The organism is Aquisalimonas sp. 2447 (assembly GCF_012044895.1).
In the GTDB taxonomy this organism is placed as follows: Bacteria; Pseudomonadota; Gammaproteobacteria; order Nitrococcales; family Aquisalimonadaceae; genus Aquisalimonas.
On the sequence record NZ_CP050695.1, the window covers coordinates 2,873,539 to 2,894,788 of the forward strand.

Below are 21,250 nucleotides of genomic sequence, written 5' to 3' on the forward strand. Positions count from 1 at the left end.
GGCAACCTCATTGGCCGATGTGTCGACGACCTGCCGGAACGGTATCAGGACAATCGATGCAACAGATTACAGGTCAGCCTCTGCGGCTGACTTGACTCACGACAGACAACTGGCGGGTTCAGTCCACATTTTTGTGACTGCCATCGCAATACGGGGGATTGCCAGTCTGCTTGCATCCACACAGCGCCACCTTGCGCGGTTCCTCAAGCACCAGTTTCTCCGGCGCCAGATCGGTGCCCTTGTGCGAGCCGTCGCAGTAGGGCTGGTTCGCGGACCGGCCACACCGGCACCACATATAGGTGCCCGACTCCAGCTCCAGGACATACGGGGTCTTGCTCGCCACCACCGGTTCGCTCATGGGTGCTGTGCTCCTGTTTGCGTGATTGCTGACTGACGCCACAATGAAACACGACCGGCACGGCAAGTCCATGGTGGACGCCCCCGCCGCCCCTTGCCAAGCCGGGCGTGTGACCGACGGCGCCATCCGCGCTACCATTCACGGCGAACAACAGGGAAGCCCTGCCGCCAACCGTGAGGCCGAGTATGGAAGTCATTATCGCGTTACTGGTGATCGTTCTCGCCATCGTTCTGCCGGGCGTACTGCTCTACAACCGCCTGGTCCGCAAGCGCAACGCATTCAAGAACGCCTTTGCGCAGATCGACGTGCAGCTGAAGCGCCGCCACGACCTGATCCCCAACCTGGTGGAGACGGTTCAGGGTTACATGCAGCACGAGCGCGAGACGCTCACGGCTGTCATCGAGGCGCGCAACAACGCCGAACAGGTTCGCCAACAGAGTCAGAACGCCCCCGGCGACCCGAACTCCATGGCCAAGCTCGGCCAGGCCGAGGGCTCGCTGGGCGGTGTACTAGGGCGCCTTTTCGCCCTCTCCGAGGCCTACCCGGACCTCAAGGCCAACGAGAACTTCCAGAGCCTGCAGGAGGAACTGACCTCCACCGAGAACCGCGTGGCCTACGCGCGGCAGGCATACAACGACGCCGCCATGCGCTACAACAACGCCGTCGAGGTGGTGCCGTCGAACATCATCGCCGGCATGTTCAACTTCACCCGTGCCGCCATGCTGGAGTTCGAGGACCGGGAATCGCTCCAGGAGCCGCCCCAGGTGTCGTTCTCCTGATCTGGCCAAAGGGGCTGCATGACCGACTCTGCGTTCTTCAACTTTGCCGAGGCCCAGGCCCGGGCCCGACGCCAGACCCTGGTCCTGGTGGCCCTGTTCGTCGCCCTGGCGGCGGCCATCGCCGTGGCGGTGGGGGCGCTGGCCGGACTGCTGCTGGGCGGTGCCGGCGAACACACCGCTGCCGGGCCACGGGGGGAAACGCAGGTGCAGCCGTCCGGGGAAGTGCTGCTGACCCAGTTCGACCCCGGCACGGCAGTAATGGCAGGGCTTGCGGTCCTGGGCATCATCCTGGTCACGGCGGCGGTGCGCGGCCTGATGCTCGGCGGTGATGGCGCCAACGTCGCGCGTTCCATGGGCGGCACCGAGATCACCCGCGACAGCACCAACGCCACGCACCGGCGTCTGTACAACGTGGTCGAGGAGATGGCCATCGCGGCGAATCTGCCGATACCGAAGGTGTTCGTGATCAAGCACGAACAGGGCATCAATGCTTTCGCCGCGGGCAATTCCCCGGACAACGCCGCCATTGGCATGACCCACGGCGCCCTGGCATCGCTGAACCGCCAGGAACTCAAGGGCGTGGTGGCGCATGAGTTTGCCCACATTGCCAACGGCGACATGCGCCTCAATCTCCGCCTCATGGCCATGATCTTCGGCCTGGTGGCGCTGACCGTGGCGGGTCGCATGGCCATGCGCAGCGTGCTGATCACCGGTGGCGGGCGGCGGGATCAACGGGCCGTGCTGGTAGCCATGGCCATCGGCATCAGCCTGCTGATTCTCGGCGCCCTCGGCGTGCTGGCGGGGCGCATGCTGCAGGCAGCGGTGTCACGCCGCCGCGAGTACCTGGCCGACGCCACCGCCGTGGAGTTCACCCGCAACCCCGAGGGCCTGGCCAACGCGCTGAAGAAGATCGGCGCCCTGCAGCAGGCCGAGCGCATGAACAACGCCCACGGTGAGGAGATACGGCACATGCTGTTCGCCGAGGCGGTCGCCCGGCGTTCACCCGGCCTGTTGGCAACCCATCCTCCGCTCACGGATCGCATCCGTGCGCTGGAGCCGCAGTTCAACCCGGAAACGGATCAGGTCTGGCGCATGCCACAGAAGGAAATGATCCGCGAGAGCCGCGCCGAACTGGCGTAGACCGACCCCGACGGGTCAGCCGGCTCGTCGCAGGAGTTCCGCGACCGCCCACTCCAGGTCCCGGAGGGTTCGGCAGCGCAGAACCTCATCACAGCGCCTGGCATAGGCTGGCATTTCCGAATCCCCCGTCCCCCAGCTACGCTCCGGCTCCGGATTCAGCCAGATCACCTCCCGGGCCCGACCGGCAATTCGCTCCAGCGCCTCCACGCCCGTGGGACCATGATTGTTGCGACCGTCCCCCAGTATGACCACAGTGGTCTGGCGCTGAATCAGGCGCTGGGTGGCCGCGTCGAAGCTTGCCAGGGTGCCGCCGTAATCCGTGGAACCATTGCCGTAGTGGGCCAGGGCCTCCGCCATGGCACGCTCCGGCGCGTACTGGCGAAACAGCGTGGTCACATTCACCGGGTCACTGGCAAACACCCAGGAGTGGACCTCGGGTAGCACGCCCTGCAGTGCGTGAACGAAGGGCAACAGCACCGCGGCCTGACCACGGACCGACTGACTGACATCGCACAGCACCACCACGCGAGCCCGGTCACGCCGCTGCCCCTTCCACACAGGCTGAAACGGCACACCGCCATAGCGCAGGCTCTGGCGCACGGTACGCGGCGCATCCAGACGTCCACGGCGGTGCCGGCGGCGTCGGCGACCGTGGCGGGCCGCCAGACGCCGCGCCAGGCGCTGCACCAGTTCCCGCATACGCGCCTGGTCACGCCGATCCAGTGCCGACAATGGCGTCTGACGCAGCACCCGGTCGCGGAACGTCCAGGCATGGGTTTCGGCCTGCATGCGGACCCGCTGTTCCACCCGGTCCCGGATGTGCCGATCGAACGCGGCACGCGCCCGGGCCAGCCGCTCCGCCGGTTGTCCCTGCTCGCGACGACGGCGCAGAATGCTATCCACGGCGTCCAGTTCCAGCACCTGTCGTACCCGCTGGGTCATGACACCGGTCTGGGTCCAGTGACGCGCCTCGGCGACACGGGCCTCGTTCATGGCATGTGCCAGACGCGCTTCCAGCGCGGCGGTGTCACCGGTCTCCAGCGCACGGGCAAGACCACCGCCCCCACCCGCCTGTTCCCCGACAGGGGCGGGAGTTTCGGCGTCCGAGTGCTCTGCCGCTGGTGACGGCGACACGCCTTCCTCCTCCGGCTGTGTTCTCCCGGTCTGGAAATAGCGGTCGAAACACGCGTCGAAAGCTGGCCGCTGGTCCTGGTCCTTGATCAGGGTCGCCGCAAGCACGCGGCGGGTGCGCTCGCGGTCCATCACGCCGGTGACGGTGAGCGCCCGGGCCGCATCGGCACTCTGCGCGGGCCCCACGTCGATGTGAGCCCCGCGCAGGACCTGGACGAATTCGGTGAGCAGCCGCTCCATTCAGCTGCGCGCCCCGGCCTGCAACTCGCGGACCCGGGGCATGGCGGTCTCGACATCATCCTGGAACTTCAGCAGCACATTCAGGGTGCGCTGGACGAGTTCCGTGTCGAGCTGATCGGCCTGCAGGAGCAGCAGCGTTCGCGCCCAGTCCAGGGTCTCGGAGATGGCCGGGCGTTTGCGCAGGTCAAGTTCCCGCAGCCCGTGCACGAACGCCACCACTTCCCCACGCAACGCCTCCCCCATGCCGGGCACTCGCTGGGCCAGGATGCGCTCCTCCAGCACCCGGTCCGGGTAGGGAATGTGGAGATGCAGGCAGCGCCGCTTCAGTGCCTCGGAAAGTTCACGACTGCCGTTGCTGGTGAGAAAGACAATGGGGGTATGCACGGCGCCAATGGTGCCGAGTTCCGGAATGGTGACCTGGTAGTCGGCCAGAAATTCCAGCAGGAAGGCCTCGAACTCCGGATCACCCTTGTCCACCTCGTCGATGAGCAGCACGGCACCCCGCTCCGAGCGCAGGGCCTGCAGCAACGGCCGCGCCTCCAGGAACGGTTCCGAGAAGAACCCGCCACCCAGGGTGTCCAGACGCCGGACCGCGTCGCCGAGGCTGTCACTGTCGGCCAGCAGACTGCCGAGGCGGTCCCGCAGCAACTGGGTGTAGAGCAGTTGCTTGCCGTACTTCCACTCGTACAGCGCCCGCCCCTCGTCCAGACCCTCGTAGCACTGCAATCGGATGAGTTCGCGATCAACCACGTCGGCAACGGCACGGGCCAGTTCCGTCTTGCCCACGCCGGGAGGGCCTTCCACCAGAACCGGCTTGCCCAGGGCGTCACCGAGATAGACGACCATCGCCACATCTTCGCTGGAAATATAGCCAACCCGGGCCAGTTCGTCGGTCAACCCGTGGATCTGTTCGACTGCGTCGGTCATGGATAGCGGTCCTTTCCGTCAGTGTTCCGTTGTCATGTAGGTAAATGCGGTTAGCGCAGGTCTGTCGGCTGCTCCTGGGACAGGCCCCCGGCCTCCTCGAACTGCGCCCGTATCCTCGGCAGATACTGTGGATACGCTCGCTGCACGAAGGCGACCAGCCCCTCCCGCACCAGACAGCGGAGGTCCCAGGTGGCAGAGGAATCACCGGCACTCATCAGAAAACGCACTTGCACGGCCTGGCTGGAAGAATCGGTGACCTGGACGGTGCTGGTCTCGCCATCCCATTGCGGAGATTCCTGCAGCAGGCGCATGAACTCCTCGCGCAACGGCTCCATGGGCATGCGATAGTCCACCCAGAGGAACACCGGGCCACACAGGTTGTTGGAGTTGCGCGTCCAGTTCTGGAACGGATTCTCGATGAACCACTGCAACGGCACCACCAGGCGCCGCAAGTCCCACACCCGCAGCACCACGTAGGTGCTGGTCACCTCCTCCACCCAGCACCACTCCCCCTGCACGAACAGCACGTCATCGATGCGGAAGGGCTGGGTCAGAGCGATCTGCATGCCTGCGAGTAGGTTGGTAAGCACCGGTCGCGCGGCAAAGCCAAGAATGATGCCACCGATCCCCGCCGACGCCAGCAAACTGGTGCCCAGCTGCTGAACCGGCGGGAAGGTCATTAGCGCCGCCGCGAAACCGACGATGACAATGAGGATATTCAACCCACGGGTGATGAACCGGGTCTGGGTCTCGATCTTGCGCGCCTGACGACTCTGGTCCGGCAATGGCGGATTCAGGTGGACAATCACCTCACCGATGGCCGCCGAACAACGGACCGCCGCCCACGTGAGCGCCACAATGAGCAGCAGGGTAATCAAATGCTGCGTGACCGGGACCAGAGGAAGGTCGGCCGGCGCCTGCTGCCATACCACCTGCAGGGCCAGGAGACAGAGCACCGCCCCCAGCGCCCGCGCGGCGTTGTCGAGGAAAAGGCGCGCCAGGTGCTCCGGTCTGAGCATCCGGCGCAATCCCGCCAGCATAATGCGATAGACGCCCAGCACCAGAACCACGGCCATGACCGAGGCCACGGCCACCACCAGCCAGGCCTGCAACACGTCCTCGACGGATTCTACGTCCATTGCACCTGCTCCCGGGACCGTAACGTGCCCAGCTTACGCAAACCGCCATGGACAACGCCATTGCCACAACGCTTGCGGATGCGGCACGACTGGCCGACGCTCGATTGGCCAGCCATTTTCATCCGTTCTCGGCCATGCAGACAGGAGACCCATGAGCCGTTTCCTGGCATCGATTACCGCCCTGCTCGCTTCCATGGCCATCCTGCTCCTGGGCGGTGGACTGATGGGCAGCCTGCTGAGCATTCGGCTGAGCTTCGAGGCCATTGACCCGCTGATCAAAGGCCTGGTCCTTTCCGCGTACTATGTCGGTCTGGTTGTGGGCTCTCACCAGGCGGGGCGGATCATCCGGCAGGCGGGGCACATCCGTGCGTTTGCCATTTTCGCGGCGCTCTGCACCGCCGCCATTCTCCTCCAGGGCCTGTATGTCCTGCCCGCGGCCTGGTTCCTGCTCCGGGCCATCATCGGTTTCAGCATCGCCGGCATCTACATGGTGGTGGAGAGCTGGCTCAACGAACGCGCAGACCCTGCCTCCCGCGGGCGGGTGTTCTCGCTGTACCAGATCATCTCCTATGTCGCCCTGGGCGCCGGGCAGTTCCTGTTACACCTGGGGGACCCGGCGGGCGCGGAACTGTTCATGGTCGTCGGCCTGCTGTTCGCGCTGTGCCTGGTTCCAGTCGCCCTGAGTCGCGCCAGCAATCCGCCGGAACCGTCTCCCCATGTGCCGATGGCGTTGCGTCAGACGCTGGTTGGCGCACCGCTGGCGGCCTGGACCTGCCTTGCATCGGGCCTGAGCAGCGGTGCCGTCTTCACCCTGACACCGGCGTTCGCCCTGCGCCTGGGCCTGGATGTGGGTGGCGTGGCCACGCTGATGGCCAGTCTGATCCTGGGGGGCGTGGCCCTGCAGTGGCCCATTGGCCATTTCTCCGACCGTTTCGGCAGACGACCGCTAATCCTGATCGTCGGCCTGGCCAGCGCCGTCCTGGCCGTTGCCATCGGCCTGTTCAGTGCGCAGGTGCCGATGCAGGCGCTGCTGGTCGCCACGGCGGTGTTCGGCGGATTCACCTTCACGTTCTACCCGTTGGCCGTTTCCCAGGCCAACGACACGGTGGGGCCGGGCAGCGATTTTGTCTCCGTGGCAGCGGCGCTGCTCTTCCTCTGGGGAGTGGGGGCCGCCGCCGGGCCTGTCGTCGGCGGCTGGGTGATCGCCTGGATCGGCGGTTCCGGCCTCTTCTACTATCTGGCAGCGCTGGGATTCGTCACCGGACTGGCGGCCTGGATACAGGGAACGGACCGCGCTCCCGTGCGCCAGCCGTACCGGACCATGTCCCGGACCAGCGCCGTGATTGCGGAGCTGGATCCGCGCGCATACGACGACCAACCCGCCTCACCGCCGTCCGGGACAACCGCTGATGGCGACGTTCCGGACACACCCCTCCCGCCGCGCTGACACCCTGCGAACTGACGTGTTGAACGCGTCATTCATTTGACACCATGAGACTGGTCGTCTATGCCTGTAGGCGACAATACATTATGCTTTATCGTCTCTTTTTGAGACGATAAATGTTTTTCCGCGAAAGCTCCAGACTTCTGGGTCTTCGCAACACACGCGGTCCGGCGCCGCGACCGGATCGCGTGCTCCGGCTGCATCGATAGCGTGCAGCAATCGCGATCTTCAGGACGCCGTGGAAGAGGAGTTCGCCGGCAACGTCGACATGGACCGCGTCGGCGCCTCCGGCCACTCCCAGGGCGGCGGCGGCGCCATCATGGCGGGGCGTGACGAGCGTGTCACCGCAACGGCGCCCATGCAGCCGTATACCATCGGCCTGGGTCACCGCAGCAGTTCCCAGAGCGAGCAGCACGGGCCTATGTTCCTGATGTCCGGCAGCAGTGATGCAATCGCCGGCACCACGCTCAACCAGGGCCCGGTATTCCGCAACACCAACGTACCGGTGTTCTGGGGCATTCTGCAGGGTGCGGGCCATTTCGAGCCCACCGGCAGCGCCGGCGACTTCCGCGGTCCGTCAACGGCATGGATGCGCTACTACCTGATGGACGACGGCGACGCCGCCGCCTGGTTCTTTGGCAGCGACTGCGTCCTCTGCGAGAGCAGCGACTGGGACGTGGACACCCGCGACATCAACTGATGTAGCGTCCTACCGCAACGGCGCCGGGCTTCCCGGCGCAGTTCTCCATCACGCCGACGCCGGGGACTCGGGCAACGTCATGCCCCCGGGCTCAAGGCAGGGATTTGACACGTCGGCGACTGGCGTTTACAACTACCAGAAATGAAACAATACGATGTTCCGTATCATACATGATCACTCCTGAATTATCGTTTTCTTCATCAACGGCACTCTGACCGGTTTCCGATAACCATTCAGCACAGGGCTCGATCAATCGCCGTGAGTTGATTGATCCCTCTTCAGCGTCTGCTAGGCGCGACAATCACGGCAAATAACGATTCAACAGAAATGAGGAGACTCGCCATGGAACGCTTCAATACGAGGAGCACCACCACTGCCAGCTGGCTGCTGGCCGCCGCCTTTGCCCTGGGCACCACCAGTGCCCTGGCCTTTAATGGCAACGGGGGTGATGACCCGACCCCGCCCGGCAACGAAACCGGTACCGGCTTCCCGGGCGTCACCGACTTCGCCGATGACGGTCCCTACAGCACCAGCAGCACCAGCCTGGGCGGCGGCTGGGGAAGCAGCGGCTGCGATGTCCGCTACCCGTCCGACATCGGCGATACCGGCCTGGAACACCCGGTGATTGTCTGGGGCAACGGCACCGGAACCAGCACAACGAGCTACAGCGGCCTGCTGGACCACTGGGCCAGCCACGGTTTCGTGGTCGCCGGTGCGGACACGTCCAGTGCCGGGGATGGCGAGGACATGCTGTAGTGCGTGGACGAACTGGAAGAGGCGAACGCCTCCGGCACAGGCACCTTCGGCGGTAACCTGGACATGGACCGCGTTGGCACCTCCGGCCACTCCCAGGGCGGTGGCGGCGCCATCATGGCCGGCCAAGACGAGCGCATCACCGCCACGGCACCGATGCAGCCCTACACCATCGGCCTGGGGCATGACACCAGTTCCCAGAGCAACCAGAACGGGCCCATGTTCCTGATGTCCGGCAGCAGCGACTCCATCGCCGGCCCCACGCTGAATCAGTCACCGGTCTTCAGCCGGGCCAACGTACCGGTCTTCTGGGGCACGCTGCAGGGTGCCGGCCACTTCGAGCCCATGGGCAGCGCCGGTGACTTCCGCGGCCCCTCCACCGCGTGGATGCGGTACTACCTGATGGATGACGGCGACGCCGCCGCCATGTTCTTTGGCAACGACTGCGTCCTCTGCGAGAGCGGCGACTGGGACGTGGATACCAGCGACATCAACTAATGTGACGTCCTCCCATGAAACCGGCGCCGGGAATCCCCGGCGCCGGTTTTCCTTGTTCGTCTTTACCCGTCTCTACGCCTAGAGACACCTCCCCCTCATACGCTTGCGTTACCAGGCCGCCACGCAAATAGGTCACGATGCGAGTTTGACAAATCTGGAATAGCAGTCTAAATATAGTCATACAAATGATACATAAACGGTTATCGTTTCTTTCTCACATCACTAAACGCGATTCGGTAGCTTGTACAATGGCCGGCAACCACCGGTCGCCCCTCGCAGTATGGTCTGGCCGCACGCCGTGAGGCGGCCGATCTCCCCCGCGCCGCTGTGCGCAAGTTCACGGCAAACAACGAAAGAAATAGCAAACGAGGAGTAGCGCTATGCAAAAGGAAACCACGAGGGCAACAACAACCACCACCTGGTTGCTGGCCGCCGCCTTTGCCCTGGGCACCACCAGTGCCATGGCCTGGAACGGTAACGGAGGTGATGACCCGACCCCGCCCGGCAACGAAACCGGCACCGGCTTCCCGGGCGTCACCGACTTCGCCGATGACGGTCCCTATAGCACCAGCAGCACCAGTCTGGGCGGCGGCTGGTTCAGCAGCAGTTGCGATGTCCGCTATCCATCCGATATCGGTGGCACCGGCCTGGAGCACCCCGTGATCATCTGGGGCAACGGCACCGGCTCCAGCCCCACCACCTACAGCGGTCTGCTCAACCACTGGGCCAGCCATGGCTTCGTGGTCGCGGCGGCCGAGACGTCCAACGCCGGTACCGGCGAGGACATGCTGGAGTGCCTGGACGCCGTGGAAGAGGAGTTCGGCGGCAACGTCGACATGGACCGCGTCGGCGCATCCGGCCACTCCCAGGGCGGCGGCGGCGCCATCATGGCCGGCCAGGACGAGCGGATCACGACCACCGCGCCGATGCAGCCCTATCAGTTGGGCCTGGGCCATGACACCAGTTCGCAGCGCAACCAGAACGGCCCGATGTTCCTGATGTCCGGCAGCAGTGATTCAATTGCCGGCACCACACTGAACCAGGGCCCGATCTTCAACCGGGCTAACGTGCCGGTATTCTGGGGCATCCTGCAGGGCGCCGGTCACTTCGAGCCGGTGGGCAGCGCCGGCGACTTCCGTGGCCCGTCCACCGCTTGGTTGCGCTACTACCTCATGGACGACGGCGACGCCGCTGCCACGTTCTTCGGCAGCGACTGCATCCTCTGCCAGAGCAGCGACTGGGAGGTCGAAACCAAGGACTTCAACTGAGGTAACACCGCTGTAATCCGGCGCCGGGAGAGACCCGGCGCCGGTTTCTTCGCTCACGGGCGCAGCTTTACGCAATGGCGACGTGACGTGCACACCGAATAGACTAGTGTCCTGTCCCCGAAGTGCGTTGCATTTTGAGCGCCTGTGCGGCCCAGAGGACAGGCAAAATACAGCGCACTTCGGGGACAGAACACTCGCCTTCATGCCGCCGATATCTACAGCCGCCATCCCCGCCCCGCTGCGCAGCGGGGGGCTTGCCCTGTGTTCCGGGATCCTGCTGGCACTTCCTTTCCTGCACCCCCAGTTGTTCCTGGCGGGCTGGGTCGCCTTTGTCCCCCTGTTATTCGCGCTGCGGGGGGCCACCATCGCGCGTGCCTGGCTTCTGGGCACGCTGACAGGTGTTGCGGCATGGGCCGCCGCCCATTACTGGATGCCGCAAATGGTGGCGAACTTCCTCGGCCATGGGCCAACGGCGAGCTTTGCTGCGGCCACCGTTTACTGGCTTTACGTCTCCCAGAGCATCGCCCTGGCAGCACTCCTGTTCCGTTGGCTCGAGCAACGCACCGGCTGGCCGGTTCTGCTGCTTTTCCCGGTGAGTTTCGTTTCCGTTTTCGCCCTTTTCCCGCTCCTTACACCGATAACGCTGGCCGCTGGACAGACGGGGTTCCTGCCCGGGATCCAGGGCTCCGATCTGGTGGGTGGCCACGGTGTGGACCTGATACTGACGGGGACGTCCGCATTATTGTTTCAGGGCCTTCGTGACGGCAGACGTTGCTGGTTACGTCCTGCCAGCGTGATTGCCACGACCGTGGTCGTTGCCTGGTTCGGCTACGGCACCGCGGCATTGCTCCAGTGGCAACCGGAAACAACCAACTGGAGCGAGCGCAGGATCGGTATCGTCCAGCCCAACGACCCGCCAAGCGCGTCCATCCCGCCGGTGGCCGACGGCTACACACGTCTGGCCCCACCGGAGATGGCCATGACCCGGGAACTCGCCGCCGAGGGGGCGGAGTTGGTGGTCTGGCCCGAAACCCGCTTCAAGGGCTACCACCGCTACCCCTCCGTGCAACAGGCCTACCGGCGTCAGGTGAGGGAACTGCAGACGCCATTGATCTTCCAGGACAACGAACGCACGGAAACCACCGAGTACAACGCCAGTGTCATCCTGGGAGCGGACGGCACCGAGACCGCCCGGTACCGCAAGATGCGCCGTATGCCCTTCGGCGAGTTCATCCCCTTGGTCGAGCGGATTCCCCTGCTTGAACGCCCGGCACGAGCCTATTTCGGTGATGCGGCCGGAGACCTCTCGCGTGGCGTCGAGCACGCCAGCGCGGTCATCGACGGCATACGGATCGTCCCCAAGATCTGTTTCGAGACGGCGATAGGCGCGCTGGTCGCGGACGCGGTCAATGAACACCCGGAAGGCACCGTGCTGGTGTTCCAGTCCATGAACAACTGGTTCGGCGAAACCCGGCAGCCGTATCAGCACGCGGCCCAGGCCGTCCTTCGCGGCATCGAGAACCGGGTGCCAGTGGTGCATGCCATGAACAACGGGCCATCGACCATCAGCGGTCCGGACGGCCGCATCGTCGCCACCACCGACACCTTCACCCGCACCGCCACCATCCTGCAGCTGCCCCATGACCCGGCCAGCGGTGGCAGTATCTACAGTCGTTATCCGCGGGTGTTCCTCTTTACCTTGTACGGCGTGCAGGCCATTGTGATATTGGTGGCGCTCACCGCCGGCCGGCGGTATCGCGCCGCCGCAGCCGGGACTTGACTCGGCCTCACCGTGCATGGACCCCGGTTGCGACCCGAACATCACAACAACGGGGGGGGACGATATGCAACGCGTCTGGGTCATCACCGGCGCCTCGAGCGGGTTCGGCCGCGCACTGGCAGAGGCGGTTCTGCGGGGTGGAGACGCCACGGTGCTCACGGCACGGCAGCAGGAGGCAGTGCAGGATCTTGCCCAGCGCTATCCGGGCCAGGTCGCCACACTTGCGCTGGACCTCACCGATACGGAAGGGACGGCGGCTGCCGCCGCTGCCACCGCCGAACGCGCCTTCGGCCAGGTGGACGTGCTGGTGAACAACGCCGGCTTCGGCCTCATCGGTGCCGTGGAGGAAATGACGCCCGCCGAGTACCGCCCCATGCTGGAGGCCAACTTCTTCGGCACCGTGGAGTTCACCCGCGCCCTGCTGCCGGGCATGCGCCGGCGCCGCAGCGGCCGCATCGTGAATATCTCCTCCGTGGCCGGCATGACGGCGCGGCCCGGTTACGGCTTCTACGCGGCATCCAAGTTCGCCCTGGAGGGGCTGTCCGAAGCGCTGGCCGGAGAGCTCGAACCACTGGGCATCCATGTCACCCTCATCGAGCCGGGCCCGTTCCGGACCGAGTTCACCGGGCGCTCACTGCGCCTGGCGGAGCACGTGATCGAAGATTACGCCACCACCAGTGGTGCGAGTCGCGAGACGGTCACCAACCGCCATGGCAACCAGCCCGGCGATCCGCAACGCGCAGCCGAAGTCATCCTCGAAGCGGTGGCCATGGACAACCCGCCCATGCGCATTCCGCTGGGACGCTACGCCTACGGGCGCATCCGCGAGAAACTCGCCGCCGTGACCGCCGACATCGACGCCTGGGAATCCCGCGCCGGCGCGCCCACGGAGTTCCCGGAGGCGTAAACGGGCCCGGCTTCAGTTCAAGGGACGGACGGTGATGCGCATGTGCTCTGGGATGACCGGGGGACCGAACTGGTTGTAGACCGGGACGTCCGCCGCATCCCTGCCCTGGGCCAGGACCACCCGGGCATTGTTCTTCTGGGGCTGGGTCGGGTCGAAGGTGTACCAGCGTCCACCGACCCAGGCCTCGAACCAGGCATGCAGGTCCATGGGCTCCAGATCCTGGACGTAGCCGGCAATCATTCTGGCCGGAATATTGATGGCCCGGCACAGGGCGATGGCGAGGTGCGTGAGGTCACGGCAGACACCGTTCCCCCGCGCTCGCACTTCCGTGGCGGACACCGGCGCCGGATCGGAATCCGACCGGTAGCGTATGTGCTGATTCACCCAGCGGGAAATGGCGGCCACCTGGTCGTAGCCGGGACGCTCGCCACCGACCAGCTCGGTGGCCATGGCACCCAGGCGGTCGGACTCGCAGAAACGGCTGGGCAGCAGGTAGGCGAGCACCGAATCGGGTAGTTGCGGCACCGGCACGAAAGGCGCACCCGCCGCAACATCCACGCTGGGGACAGTACGCACCCGGGCATGGGTTTCAATCCGGAAGGCACCGACAGGCGCCACCAGCCGCTGGCAGAGATTGCCGAAGCCGTCCACGTACTCGTCCACCGGCACGTGGGGGTCCAGGACGTAGCGCTCTTCCTCCACCCACTGCGATACCCCGCTGCGCGGGCGCAACAGCAGAATCAACGGCGTCTGCTGGGGGCAATGCATGCGGATGGAGCAACCCACTTCAAGTCGCATTATCTATGTGTCCTGTACCTAGGTTCAGTGCGCTGCAATTGAGCAAGGGAGCACCGGCGACACGCCAGTATGGACGCAGGGTAGCGCGTTCACTTGATCTGGGTCATCGCCCGGCTGTGCCGTCGCCGGCACGCTGCCTGAATACCACCAACCTTTCCGGACATAACCAGGGAGGCAGCATGGATTTTGCGCACAGCGAGCGCAGCAGCGCCATCCGTGAACAGGTCTTTCAGTTCATGGAGCAATACGTACTGCCATACAACACACAGTGGCATGCACAAGTCGCCCGCGGCGAATACCCCGTGGAACTGGTGAACGACATCAAGGCCCTGGCCCGCTGGGACGGCCTGTGGAACCTGTTCCTCCCCGGCCTGCGCGAGGACGAGCCCGGCACCGCCCTGAGCACCCTGGACTACGCCCCGGTGGCAGAGACCATGGGGCGGGTCCACTGGTCATCGGAGGTGTTCAACTGCTCGGCGCCGGACACCGGCAACATGGAACTGCTGCACCTCTTTGCGTCACCCGCCCAGTACCGTAACTGGCTGAAGCCGCTCCTGGAGGGGGAGATCCGCTCCTGTTTCGCCATGAGCGAACCGGACGTGGCCTCGTCGGACGCCACCAACATCCAGACGTCCATTCGCCGCGACGGCGACGAATACGTCATCAACGGCCGTAAGTGGTTCATCACCGGCGCCAATCACCCCAACTGCCGCCTGGCCATCGTGCTGGGCGTCTCCGACGAAGACGCCGGGGCGGAGCGCCATCAGCGGCACAGCATGGTGCTGGTACCCATGGACGCACCGGGGCTCGAGATCGCCCGCAACATCCCGATCATGCACTACCACTCCCCCGAGGGCCACTGCGAACTGGTGTTCCGCAACGTGCGGGTGCCCGCGGCCAATCTGCTCGGCGAGGAAGGGCACGGTTTCGCCATGGCGCAGGCCCGCCTGGGGCCGGGTCGCATCCATCACTGCATGCGCTCCATCGGTCAGTGCGAGGTGGCGCTTGAGCTCATGCGGGAGCGCGCGCTGGAACGGCGCAGCTTCGGCAAGCATCTGTCGGAACAGGCGAATATCAACGAATGGATCGCCCACTCGCGCCTGGAGATCGATCAGGCACGGCTGCTGGTGCTGCAGGCGGCCTGGCAGATCGATCAGCACGGGGCACGGGCCGCGCATACGGCGGTGTCCGCCATCAAGGTGGTGGTCGCGCAACTGCAGACACGGGTTCTGGACCGGGCCATCCAGGTATTCGGCGCCATGGGCCTGACACCGGACACGCCGCTGAGCTACCTGTGGACCTGGGGGCGCGCCATGCGCTTTCTCGATGGCCCCGACGAGGTGCATCTGCGCACGGTGGCCCGGGCAGAACTGCAACGGGCCAGGGAGACCCGGGGCGCCATCGCGCCCTATTTCACCCTGACGGAGGATCGGGGAGGATCTTCCCCGGATTCATGATGCCCTGGGGGTCCAGGGCATTCTTGACGGCACGCATGACTTCCACGGCGTCGCCATGCTCGTGGGCCAGAAAGCCCCGCTTGCCCAGTCCCACGCCGTGCTCACCGGTGCAGGTGCCGTCCAGGGCCAGGGCCTGTTCCACCAGGCGCTGGTTGAATGCCTTGGCGGCCGCGTGCTCCTCCTCGCTGTCCGGATCGCAGAGCAGGATCACGTGGAAATTGCCGTCGCCCACATGGCCAACGATCGTCCCTGGAACGGGCATGGCAACCAGATCCTCCTGGGCACGAGCGATACAGCCCGCGAGGGCCGATACCGGCACGCACACATCGGTGATCACCGGGAGGGACCCGGGCCGCAGCTGCATGGCCGCCGGGAAGGCATCGTGGCGCGCCTGCCACAGGCGATTGCGTTCCTCCTCCCGGGTGGACCACTGGAATGCGGTGCCGCCATGCTCAGCGGCAATGGCCTGGGTAGTCTCCGCCTGCTCGGCGACACCCGCCGGCGAGCCGTGGAACTCCAGGAACAGGTGCGGCGCCTCGGCGTGATCCAGCCCGGCGTAGGCATTGATGGCCCGCATCTGCAGTTCGTCCAGCAGTTCCACTCGGGCCACCGGCACACCGCTCTGAATGGTCACGCTGGCCGCCTGCACCGCCGCATCCACGGATGGAAACGCGCACACCGCCGCGCTCACTGCCTCCGGCAGCCCGTGCAGGCGCAGGGTGATGTCGGTGATCACGCCCAGGGTTCCCTCGGCGCCGATGAGCAGGTGGGCCAGGTCATACCCGGCGGAGGACTTACGGGCACGACGGCCGGTCTCGATGATGCGCCCGTCCGGCAGCACCGCCGTGAGCGAGAGCACGTTGTGGGCCATGGTGCCGTAACGCACGGCGTTGGTGCCCGACGCCCGCGTGGCGGCCATGCCGCCGATGGAGGCATCCGCGCCCGGATCCACGGGGAAGAACAGTCCGGTATCACGCAAATGGCGGTTGAGTTGCTTGCGGGTGACCCCGGCCTGGACGGTGCAGTCCATGTCTTCGGGGCTGACCCGGAGCACCTGATCCATACCCGCGAGGTCGATGACCACACCACCCCGGACCGCCTGCACGTGTCCTTCCACCGCGGTACCGGTACCGTACGGGATCACGGGCACACCATGGCGGGCGCAGAGAGTAACGGCCGTAGCCACCTGTGCACGGTCCTGCGCGAAGACCACTGCGTCAGGCGGCATGACCGGCCAGCCGGATTCGTCATGGCCGTGCTGCTCCCGCACCGCTGCCGCGGTGGACACGTACTCACCCAGTTCCCGTCGCAGGTCATCCAGGGCCGCATCCGCTCCGGTAGCCATCAGTCGGCTCCACTGCTCTCGTCGCCATCGAACCGTAACAGAGTGACATCGGCCGCACGATCACGCAGCGGCAGCAGCGCCTGGTAGGCCGCGGAGTCGTGCCAGCCACGCGCCTCCCGCGCCGTGGGGAACTTCAGTGCCACCACCGCCCGGTGTGGATGGTCTCCGGCCAGCACCTCTGCCAGATGCCCGCGGAACAGCAGTTCGCCGAACCAGGGTGCCAGGGTATCGGGCACCCGGGCGCGATACGCGGCCCAGGCCTCCTGGTCGCGTACGGTCACGTGGCCAATGACATAGGCGCTCATGAGCGGTCTCCCTCCTGCACGGACCGTAACGCTGCGTCGCCCTGACCGGCGAGCTTTTCCAGGCGGTCGATCTGGGCATCCAGGCGCGGCAGGGCCTCGCGGCGATAGCGCGCCACCTCGTCGATGGCCGCCATGACATTGGCGAAGGCCCCCTCCAGCTGCTCCATGTCCAGCGACGTGGAGGCGGCACGATTCTGGATGGCCACGCCCTGCTGGCGCAGGGTCTCGGCGGTGCCCGCGATCATCGACGAGGTGCTGGCATTCAGCGCCTCCACGCGATCCAGCACCAGGCGCTGGTTGGCCAGCGCCATGGCCACGGTGACGGCCACGTTGAGGGCCGATACGGTGACGTTGATGGCGCGATCCACGCCGCGGATCAATTCACGGTTGTTCCGGATGACCACTTCCAGGGCGAGAATCCCCTGCTGCGCGACCACCTGCTGCTGCTGCAGGTCGGTGATGCGCTGGCGCAGCGGAAACAGCAGCTCGTTTTCCAGAAACGTGCGCTGCGGGTCGTCCTCCCGGAGCTCCGCCGCCCGCTCCTGCAGCCGCCGGTCAATGCGGCGGCCGAGGGCAACCTGGCGTTCCAGGCGCGTCAGGCTCTCCCGCAGGGCGGTCTGGTCGTCATTGAGGGTGACATTGTCCCGCCGCAGCATGTCCCGGCCGGACTCGAGATCATGGATGATGGCGTCGATGGCCTCCTGGGCCGTCTCGAAACGGCGGAAGTAACGCTGCAGGGGGGTGCCGACGCCGGGAATCCTGGACAGCAAGCGCCCGATGCCGTCGCTGGAGAGCTTGTGCCGGTTCGGGTCCAGCTCGGCCATGCGGGTGCGCAGCTGTTCCAGGGAGTCGGCCACCGGGCCGCCGTCATCCCCCTGGTGGGCCAGCCGGCGCAGCGGCGTCTCCAGCATGGCGCTGCGGTGCGCCGCCTCCTGCTGTACGTCACGGCCCAGCGTATCCACGGACTCCCGCTGGTGCCCCGCGCTGCTGTCCCCGGCCTCCAGCAGGGCCTGCACGAAGCTGTCGGCTTCCGCGGCCAGGTCGGCATCCTCTTGCGCTGCACCCGCCTTTTCGTCCGCCAGCTCGTCGACGTCCGGCACGGACAGGGTCAGCGGCGGCTCGTCTCCTTTGCCCTCGCTCATTCGCTTTCTCCTCAGCCGGTGTGCCCGTAGCGCCCTGCACCGGCGCTGAAGCGCTGCAGATCACGCAGCGCCTGCTCGGCATCCACCGACGCGTGCGTACGGCCGGTGTCGATGCGCGCCACAGACACCGATGCGTCGTCCAGGGCGGTCATCACCGCCTCAAGCCGTCCGGCGATCCGGCGCAGTTCATCGTCCGTCTCCTGGAGTAACTCCAACCGCCGCTCCAGGGCCCGACGCTCCTCCTTGGTGAGCGTATCACGGCCGCCCTCCAGCCGACGGCGGACATAGCCGCCATCCACATCACGCACGCTCTCTGCGCGTCGGGCCATGGCCTGGAGATCGTCCAATGCGCCGCGACACACTTCCGTCAATAGACCCATGGCCCGATCGTGGGTGACTTCGGCAGGGTCGAACCGCGAGCCCAGCAATGACGCAACCCGGGAATAGCGGGAATAGAGGCGATCCACATGCACGGCGGAGTCACTGCGCCCGGCCTTCAGCAGGCGCCGTTTGACCGTGCACAGCTGTCGTACCAGGGCGTCTGCATCCATCGGGGGATTATCGGGATCCAGTTCGGCAACGCCGGACTCGCGGGCGGCGGCTTCCTGCTCCGCGCGGGCCCGCCGCCGGGCGTCGGCATCGCGGCGCTCGCGCTGCCTGAGTCGCCACCGCCGCCAACCGCGTTCCACTGGCAGCGCCACGGCCACCGCTGCCAACCCGGCGATCCAGCCGGCAAGGGTTGGCCCGAAACCGCCCCACAGGGAAGTGAGCCAGAGCACGAACGCCACGAACGGCAGCAGCAGCCAGTACCGGAGCACCACTTGCAGGCGGTTGGGGCGCTCACCCGGTATCGCCAGGGCGGGATTGATCATGCCGGCCAGGAACCACGGCGCACAGGAGACGAACAGCCCGTAGGCGAAGCCCTGGAGAAACCCGAACATGGTGCGTCTCCCGTGTTGTCCCTTGACCCAGGTTCGTTGGGCCGAAGGACTCTACCCCGGAGCGGCAGGCGATGATGTCACCGGCCCGCTCCGGGGCGGACCGTTCACTCGTAGGTATAGAAACCCCGGCCCACCTTGCGGCCCAGGTAGCCGGCATCCACCATCTGTTGCAACAGTGGGCACGGGCGGTACTTGGGGTCACCCAGGTTGGTGTGCAGCACCTTCATCACCTCCAGGCAGGTATCCAGGCCGATCAGGTCCGCCAGGGCCAGCGGGCCCATGGGGTGATTGGCCCCCATCTGCATGGTGCGATCGATGTCCTCCGGCGCCGCCAGGTTCTCGGCGTAGGCGAACACCGCCTCGTTGATCATGGGCACCAGGATCCGGTTGACCACGAAACCCGGGCTGTCCTTGACAGCGACGGGTTCCTTGCCGAGCTGGCGGGTGAGCGCGTCCACCTGTTCGAAAACGGCATCACTGGTCTGCAGGGCACGCACCACTTCCACCAGTTTCATCACCGGCACGGGGTTGAAGAAGTGCATGCCGATGACCCGCTCCGGGTTGAAGCTGGCGGCAGCGATACGCGTGAGAGAGATGGACGAGGTATTGGAGGCCAGTACGACATCCTTGCCCACCAGCCCGGAGAGTTCACGGAAGATCTTGAGCTTGAGCTCCTCGTTCTCGGTGGCGGCCTCCACGATCAGTTCGCAGTCGGCCAGCTTGTCCAACCCCACCACGCCTTCAAGGCGTTCCAGCGCCGCACCGTGATCGGCCACGGAAATCTTGTCCTTGGACACCAGGCGGTCAAGGCTCTTCTCGACGGCCTTGCGCCCGCGGTCCACCTGCTCCTGGCCGATGTCCGACATCTTCACGCTGAAACCACTGACCGCGAACGCCTGCGCAATACCGCTGCCCATGGTCCCGGCGCCGATCACGCCCACTTTGCTGATGCTCATGTTCTACCTCGCGTTGGCCCTTTGACGGACATTGGATACATGCAACGGTGGGAATACTAGCAGGAGTGATGCCCCGCCGGACACGGGGCGTCGGGCCCGGGCTTGGCCCCTCAGGCGTGGTGGCGTCGCGCCGCCAGGTGGGCCAGACGCCGATACTCACGCAACTCCTCACGGATGTGTTCCACCGCCTGATTGGTGAGGTCGCAGCGGGTACCGTCCAGGAGATGCCCCTCCAACTGGTCAGTAAGACGACGAGCTGCCTCCAGCATCTGCTCGAAGGCGGAGAGTCCATCGAACGGTCCGGGCAGTTGCATGAACAGCGCCAGCCCCGGCGTCTCCAGGGTGTCGGGCTCATCCGGGTTCAGGGTGCCCGGCTTGACCATGCTGGCGACGCTGAACATGGGCTGCTGCCCGCGACTGGTGTCCACATGCCGGTGGAAAATGCCGTGCTGACCGAAGCGCAGACCGCTGGCCTCCAGCGCTTCCCGCACCGCCGGCGCGGTGAAACACAGGCCTTCACCGGCATGCACGTGCAGCACCACGATCTTCTCGCCCACCACCTCGCTGATGGTGTCCTCGGTGGCAGCCTGGTCCTGCTGCTGATCGCGGTCATCGCGACCGTGGCCGTCACGCCCCCAGGCCGGCCGGGGAATACGCACCGGCCCGAGGTTCCAGGCGTCGTCATCATTGCGGCTGACGCGCGCCGGGCGATCCACGGGCTCGGGCTGAATGGGTGCGTCTTCAGGCTCGTCGACGCCCATCTCCGGTTCATCTGCCAGAGGCTCGTCCCAGGCATCCGGTTGCCAATCATCCGGGGCTCCGGCTGCCGCCGTTCGGCGGCAGCCGGACGGGGCCTGTCGTTCTCGGGCTCACCCACCTGGCGCACGCGCACCGGGCCGACGGACCAGTCACTGTCATCCGGTGTCTCGTGATGACTGACACCGTCAGTGCGGGCGGGCCGCGACCGTCCCACGGCCTCGTCTTCACCGGTGGTCAGGTCCATTGCGGCAAGGTCGGGCTCGGCATCGCCGTCGACGTCGTCACCGAGGACAAAGTCATCCATGTCCTCCAGCGCTGCTTCCACGTCGCGATCGTTGCGCGACTTGCGCGCCGTGCTCCGTGATGTTCCCCGCTGGCGCTTCTGCGGCCGTGTTGCCTGATGCTCCTGCCACTTGTAATAGCCGAACAGCCCGGCGATGACCAGCACACCAACAATCAGCAGTATCCAGCGCAGCGTATCCA

Annotated in this window: 22 protein-coding genes; 11 read left to right on the top strand and 11 right to left on the bottom strand. The window is 65.9% G+C overall.

Going from position 1 to position 21,250, the window contains the following annotated elements:
- Positions 1-118: 118 nt before the first annotated feature.
- Positions 119-358 (bottom strand): CDGSH iron-sulfur domain-containing protein, encoded by a 240-nt coding sequence (locus tag KU884_RS13640; RefSeq protein ID WP_167783127.1) that lies wholly within the window; start codon positions 356-358, stop codon positions 119-121.
- Positions 359-543: 185 nt separating this feature from the next.
- On the opposite strand from KU884_RS13640, the gene KU884_RS13645 reads away from it, so the two are divergent.
- On the top strand, positions 544-1,137 hold the full coding sequence (locus KU884_RS13645; RefSeq protein ID WP_167783128.1) for a LemA family protein: 594 nt from the start codon (positions 544-546) through the stop codon (positions 1,135-1,137).
- 18 nt (positions 1,138-1,155) lie between these two features.
- Positions 1,156-2,277: a M48 family metallopeptidase gene (locus KU884_RS13650; RefSeq protein ID WP_167783129.1), complete on the top strand. Its 1,122-nt coding sequence runs from the start codon at positions 1,156-1,158 to the stop codon at positions 2,275-2,277.
- Between the two features lie 15 nt (positions 2,278-2,292).
- Here the strand turns inward: KU884_RS13650 and KU884_RS13655 are convergent, their stop codons facing one another.
- Genes KU884_RS13655 through KU884_RS13665 form a run of 3 tightly spaced genes read right to left on the bottom strand, consistent with a single transcriptional unit; the run spans position 2,293 to position 5,714 of the window.
- The gene (locus KU884_RS13655; RefSeq protein ID WP_167783130.1) at positions 2,293-3,648 is read right to left on the bottom strand and encodes a VWA domain-containing protein; all 1,356 of its coding nucleotides are present in this window, start codon (positions 3,646-3,648) and stop codon (positions 2,293-2,295) included.
- Positions 3,649-4,575, bottom strand: coding sequence for a MoxR family ATPase (locus tag KU884_RS13660; RefSeq protein WP_167783131.1), 927 nt, complete (start codon positions 4,573-4,575; stop codon positions 3,649-3,651).
- 50 nt (positions 4,576-4,625) lie between these two features.
- The gene (locus KU884_RS13665) at positions 4,626-5,714 is read right to left on the bottom strand and encodes a mechanosensitive ion channel family protein (RefSeq protein WP_167783132.1); all 1,089 of its coding nucleotides are present in this window, start codon (positions 5,712-5,714) and stop codon (positions 4,626-4,628) included.
- A gap of 151 nt (positions 5,715-5,865) precedes the next feature.
- On the opposite strand from KU884_RS13665, the gene KU884_RS13670 reads away from it, so the two are divergent.
- The 7 genes from KU884_RS13670 (at position 5,866) to KU884_RS13700 (ending at position 13,064) form a co-directional block, all read left to right on the top strand.
- Positions 5,866-7,161 carry an MFS transporter gene (locus KU884_RS13670; protein WP_167783133.1) on the top strand — a complete coding sequence of 432 codons (1,296 nt, stop codon included), beginning with the start codon at positions 5,866-5,868 and terminating at the stop codon, positions 7,159-7,161.
- A gap of 235 nt (positions 7,162-7,396) precedes the next feature.
- Complete coding sequence (locus KU884_RS13675) at positions 7,397-7,858, top strand: acetylxylan esterase (protein WP_167783134.1); 462 nt, start codon at positions 7,397-7,399, stop codon at positions 7,856-7,858.
- A gap of 342 nt (positions 7,859-8,200) precedes the next feature.
- Entirely contained in the window at positions 8,201-8,614 is a 414-nt protein-coding gene (locus tag KU884_RS13680; protein ID WP_217351373.1) for a hypothetical protein, read from the top strand.
- A 3-nt stretch (positions 8,615-8,617) separates the two neighbouring features.
- Positions 8,618-9,109, top strand: a complete 492-nt coding sequence (locus KU884_RS13685) for a hypothetical protein (protein ID WP_217351374.1) — start codon at positions 8,618-8,620, stop codon at positions 9,107-9,109.
- Positions 9,110-9,489: 380 nt separating this feature from the next.
- Entirely contained in the window at positions 9,490-10,377 is an 888-nt protein-coding gene (locus KU884_RS13690; RefSeq protein ID WP_217351375.1) for a hypothetical protein, read from the top strand.
- 202 nt (positions 10,378-10,579) lie between these two features.
- The gene (gene lnt, locus KU884_RS13695; RefSeq protein ID WP_167783135.1) at positions 10,580-12,157 is read left to right on the top strand and encodes an apolipoprotein N-acyltransferase; all 1,578 of its coding nucleotides are present in this window, start codon (positions 10,580-10,582) and stop codon (positions 12,155-12,157) included.
- Between the two features lie 64 nt (positions 12,158-12,221).
- The gene (locus KU884_RS13700) at positions 12,222-13,064 is read left to right on the top strand and encodes an oxidoreductase (RefSeq protein ID WP_167783136.1); all 843 of its coding nucleotides are present in this window, start codon (positions 12,222-12,224) and stop codon (positions 13,062-13,064) included.
- A 12-nt stretch (positions 13,065-13,076) separates the two neighbouring features.
- Here KU884_RS13700 and KU884_RS13705 read toward each other — a convergent pair whose 3' ends face one another.
- Complete coding sequence (locus KU884_RS13705) at positions 13,077-13,862, bottom strand: transglutaminase family protein (protein ID WP_167783137.1); 786 nt, start codon at positions 13,860-13,862, stop codon at positions 13,077-13,079.
- A gap of 179 nt (positions 13,863-14,041) precedes the next feature.
- On the opposite strand from KU884_RS13705, the gene KU884_RS13710 reads away from it, so the two are divergent.
- Entirely contained in the window at positions 14,042-15,319 is a 1,278-nt protein-coding gene (locus KU884_RS13710; RefSeq protein ID WP_167783138.1) for an acyl-CoA dehydrogenase family protein, read from the top strand.
- Here the strand turns inward: KU884_RS13710 and KU884_RS13715 are convergent.
- The 6 genes from KU884_RS13715 to zipA form a co-directional block, all read right to left on the bottom strand.
- The gene (locus KU884_RS13715) at positions 15,276-16,664 is read right to left on the bottom strand and encodes an FAD-binding oxidoreductase (RefSeq protein WP_167783139.1); all 1,389 of its coding nucleotides are present in this window, start codon (positions 16,662-16,664) and stop codon (positions 15,276-15,278) included. The two genes, KU884_RS13710 and KU884_RS13715, sit on opposite strands and share 44 nt — an antisense overlap.
- The gene (locus tag KU884_RS13720; protein ID WP_167783140.1) at positions 16,664-16,969 is read right to left on the bottom strand and encodes a DUF1330 domain-containing protein; all 306 of its coding nucleotides are present in this window, start codon (positions 16,967-16,969) and stop codon (positions 16,664-16,666) included. Before KU884_RS13720 ends, KU884_RS13715 begins: the two co-directional genes overlap by 1 nt.
- Positions 16,966-18,111: a toxic anion resistance protein gene (locus KU884_RS13725; RefSeq protein ID WP_174813744.1), complete on the bottom strand. Its 1,146-nt coding sequence runs from the start codon at positions 18,109-18,111 to the stop codon at positions 16,966-16,968. Before KU884_RS13725 ends, KU884_RS13720 begins: the two co-directional genes overlap by 4 nt.
- Positions 18,112-18,122: 11 nt before the next feature.
- Positions 18,123-19,052 carry a cobyrinic acid a,c-diamide synthase gene (locus KU884_RS13730; RefSeq protein ID WP_167783141.1) on the bottom strand — a complete coding sequence of 310 codons (930 nt, stop codon included), beginning with the start codon at positions 19,050-19,052 and terminating at the stop codon, positions 18,123-18,125.
- Between the two features lie 104 nt (positions 19,053-19,156).
- Complete coding sequence (locus KU884_RS13735; RefSeq protein WP_167783142.1) at positions 19,157-20,008, bottom strand: 3-hydroxybutyryl-CoA dehydrogenase; 852 nt, start codon at positions 20,006-20,008, stop codon at positions 19,157-19,159.
- A gap of 110 nt (positions 20,009-20,118) precedes the next feature.
- On the bottom strand, positions 20,119-20,769 hold the full coding sequence (gene zipA, locus KU884_RS13740) for a cell division protein ZipA (RefSeq protein WP_167783143.1): 651 nt from the start codon (positions 20,767-20,769) through the stop codon (positions 20,119-20,121).
- A 170-nt stretch (positions 20,770-20,939) separates the two neighbouring features.
- Here zipA and KU884_RS13745 point away from each other — a divergent pair, with 170 nt between their 5' ends.
- Positions 20,940-21,131: a hypothetical protein gene (locus KU884_RS13745; protein WP_167783144.1), complete on the top strand. Its 192-nt coding sequence runs from the start codon at positions 20,940-20,942 to the stop codon at positions 21,129-21,131.
- The last annotated feature ends 119 nt before the right edge of the window (positions 21,132-21,250 follow it).

Coding starts and splice junctions, on each gene's coding strand:
- KU884_RS13640 (WP_167783127.1), bottom strand. CDS start 358: ATGAGCGAACCGGTGGTGGCGAGCAAGACCCCGTATGTCCTGGAGCTG.
- KU884_RS13645 (WP_167783128.1), top strand. CDS start 544: ATGGAAGTCATTATCGCGTTACTGGTGATCGTTCTCGCCATCGTTCTG.
- KU884_RS13650 (WP_167783129.1), top strand. CDS start 1,156: ATGACCGACTCTGCGTTCTTCAACTTTGCCGAGGCCCAGGCCCGGGCC.
- KU884_RS13655 (WP_167783130.1), bottom strand. CDS start 3,648: ATGGAGCGGCTGCTCACCGAATTCGTCCAGGTCCTGCGCGGGGCTCAC.
- KU884_RS13660 (WP_167783131.1), bottom strand. CDS start 4,575: ATGACCGACGCAGTCGAACAGATCCACGGGTTGACCGACGAACTGGCC.
- KU884_RS13665 (WP_167783132.1), bottom strand. CDS start 5,714: ATGGACGTAGAATCCGTCGAGGACGTGTTGCAGGCCTGGCTGGTGGTG.
- KU884_RS13670 (WP_167783133.1), top strand. CDS start 5,866: ATGAGCCGTTTCCTGGCATCGATTACCGCCCTGCTCGCTTCCATGGCC.
- KU884_RS13680 (WP_217351373.1), top strand. CDS start 8,201: ATGGAACGCTTCAATACGAGGAGCACCACCACTGCCAGCTGGCTGCTG.
- KU884_RS13690 (WP_217351375.1), top strand. CDS start 9,490: ATGCAAAAGGAAACCACGAGGGCAACAACAACCACCACCTGGTTGCTG.
- lnt (WP_167783135.1), top strand. CDS start 10,580: ATGCCGCCGATATCTACAGCCGCCATCCCCGCCCCGCTGCGCAGCGGG.
- KU884_RS13700 (WP_167783136.1), top strand. CDS start 12,222: ATGCAACGCGTCTGGGTCATCACCGGCGCCTCGAGCGGGTTCGGCCGC.
- KU884_RS13705 (WP_167783137.1), bottom strand. CDS start 13,862: ATGCGACTTGAAGTGGGTTGCTCCATCCGCATGCATTGCCCCCAGCAG.
- KU884_RS13710 (WP_167783138.1), top strand. CDS start 14,042: ATGGATTTTGCGCACAGCGAGCGCAGCAGCGCCATCCGTGAACAGGTC.
- KU884_RS13715 (WP_167783139.1), bottom strand. CDS start 16,664: ATGGCTACCGGAGCGGATGCGGCCCTGGATGACCTGCGACGGGAACTG.
- KU884_RS13720 (WP_167783140.1), bottom strand. CDS start 16,969: ATGAGCGCCTATGTCATTGGCCACGTGACCGTACGCGACCAGGAGGCC.
- KU884_RS13725 (WP_174813744.1), bottom strand. CDS start 18,111: ATGAGCGAGGGCAAAGGAGACGAGCCGCCGCTGACCCTGTCCGTGCCG.
- KU884_RS13730 (WP_167783141.1), bottom strand. CDS start 19,052: ATGTTCGGGTTTCTCCAGGGCTTCGCCTACGGGCTGTTCGTCTCCTGT.
- KU884_RS13735 (WP_167783142.1), bottom strand. CDS start 20,008: ATGAGCATCAGCAAAGTGGGCGTGATCGGCGCCGGGACCATGGGCAGC.
- zipA (WP_167783143.1), bottom strand. CDS start 20,769: ATGGGCGTCGACGAGCCTGAAGACGCACCCATTCAGCCCGAGCCCGTG.
- KU884_RS13745 (WP_167783144.1), top strand. CDS start 20,940: ATGACTGACACCGTCAGTGCGGGCGGGCCGCGACCGTCCCACGGCCTC.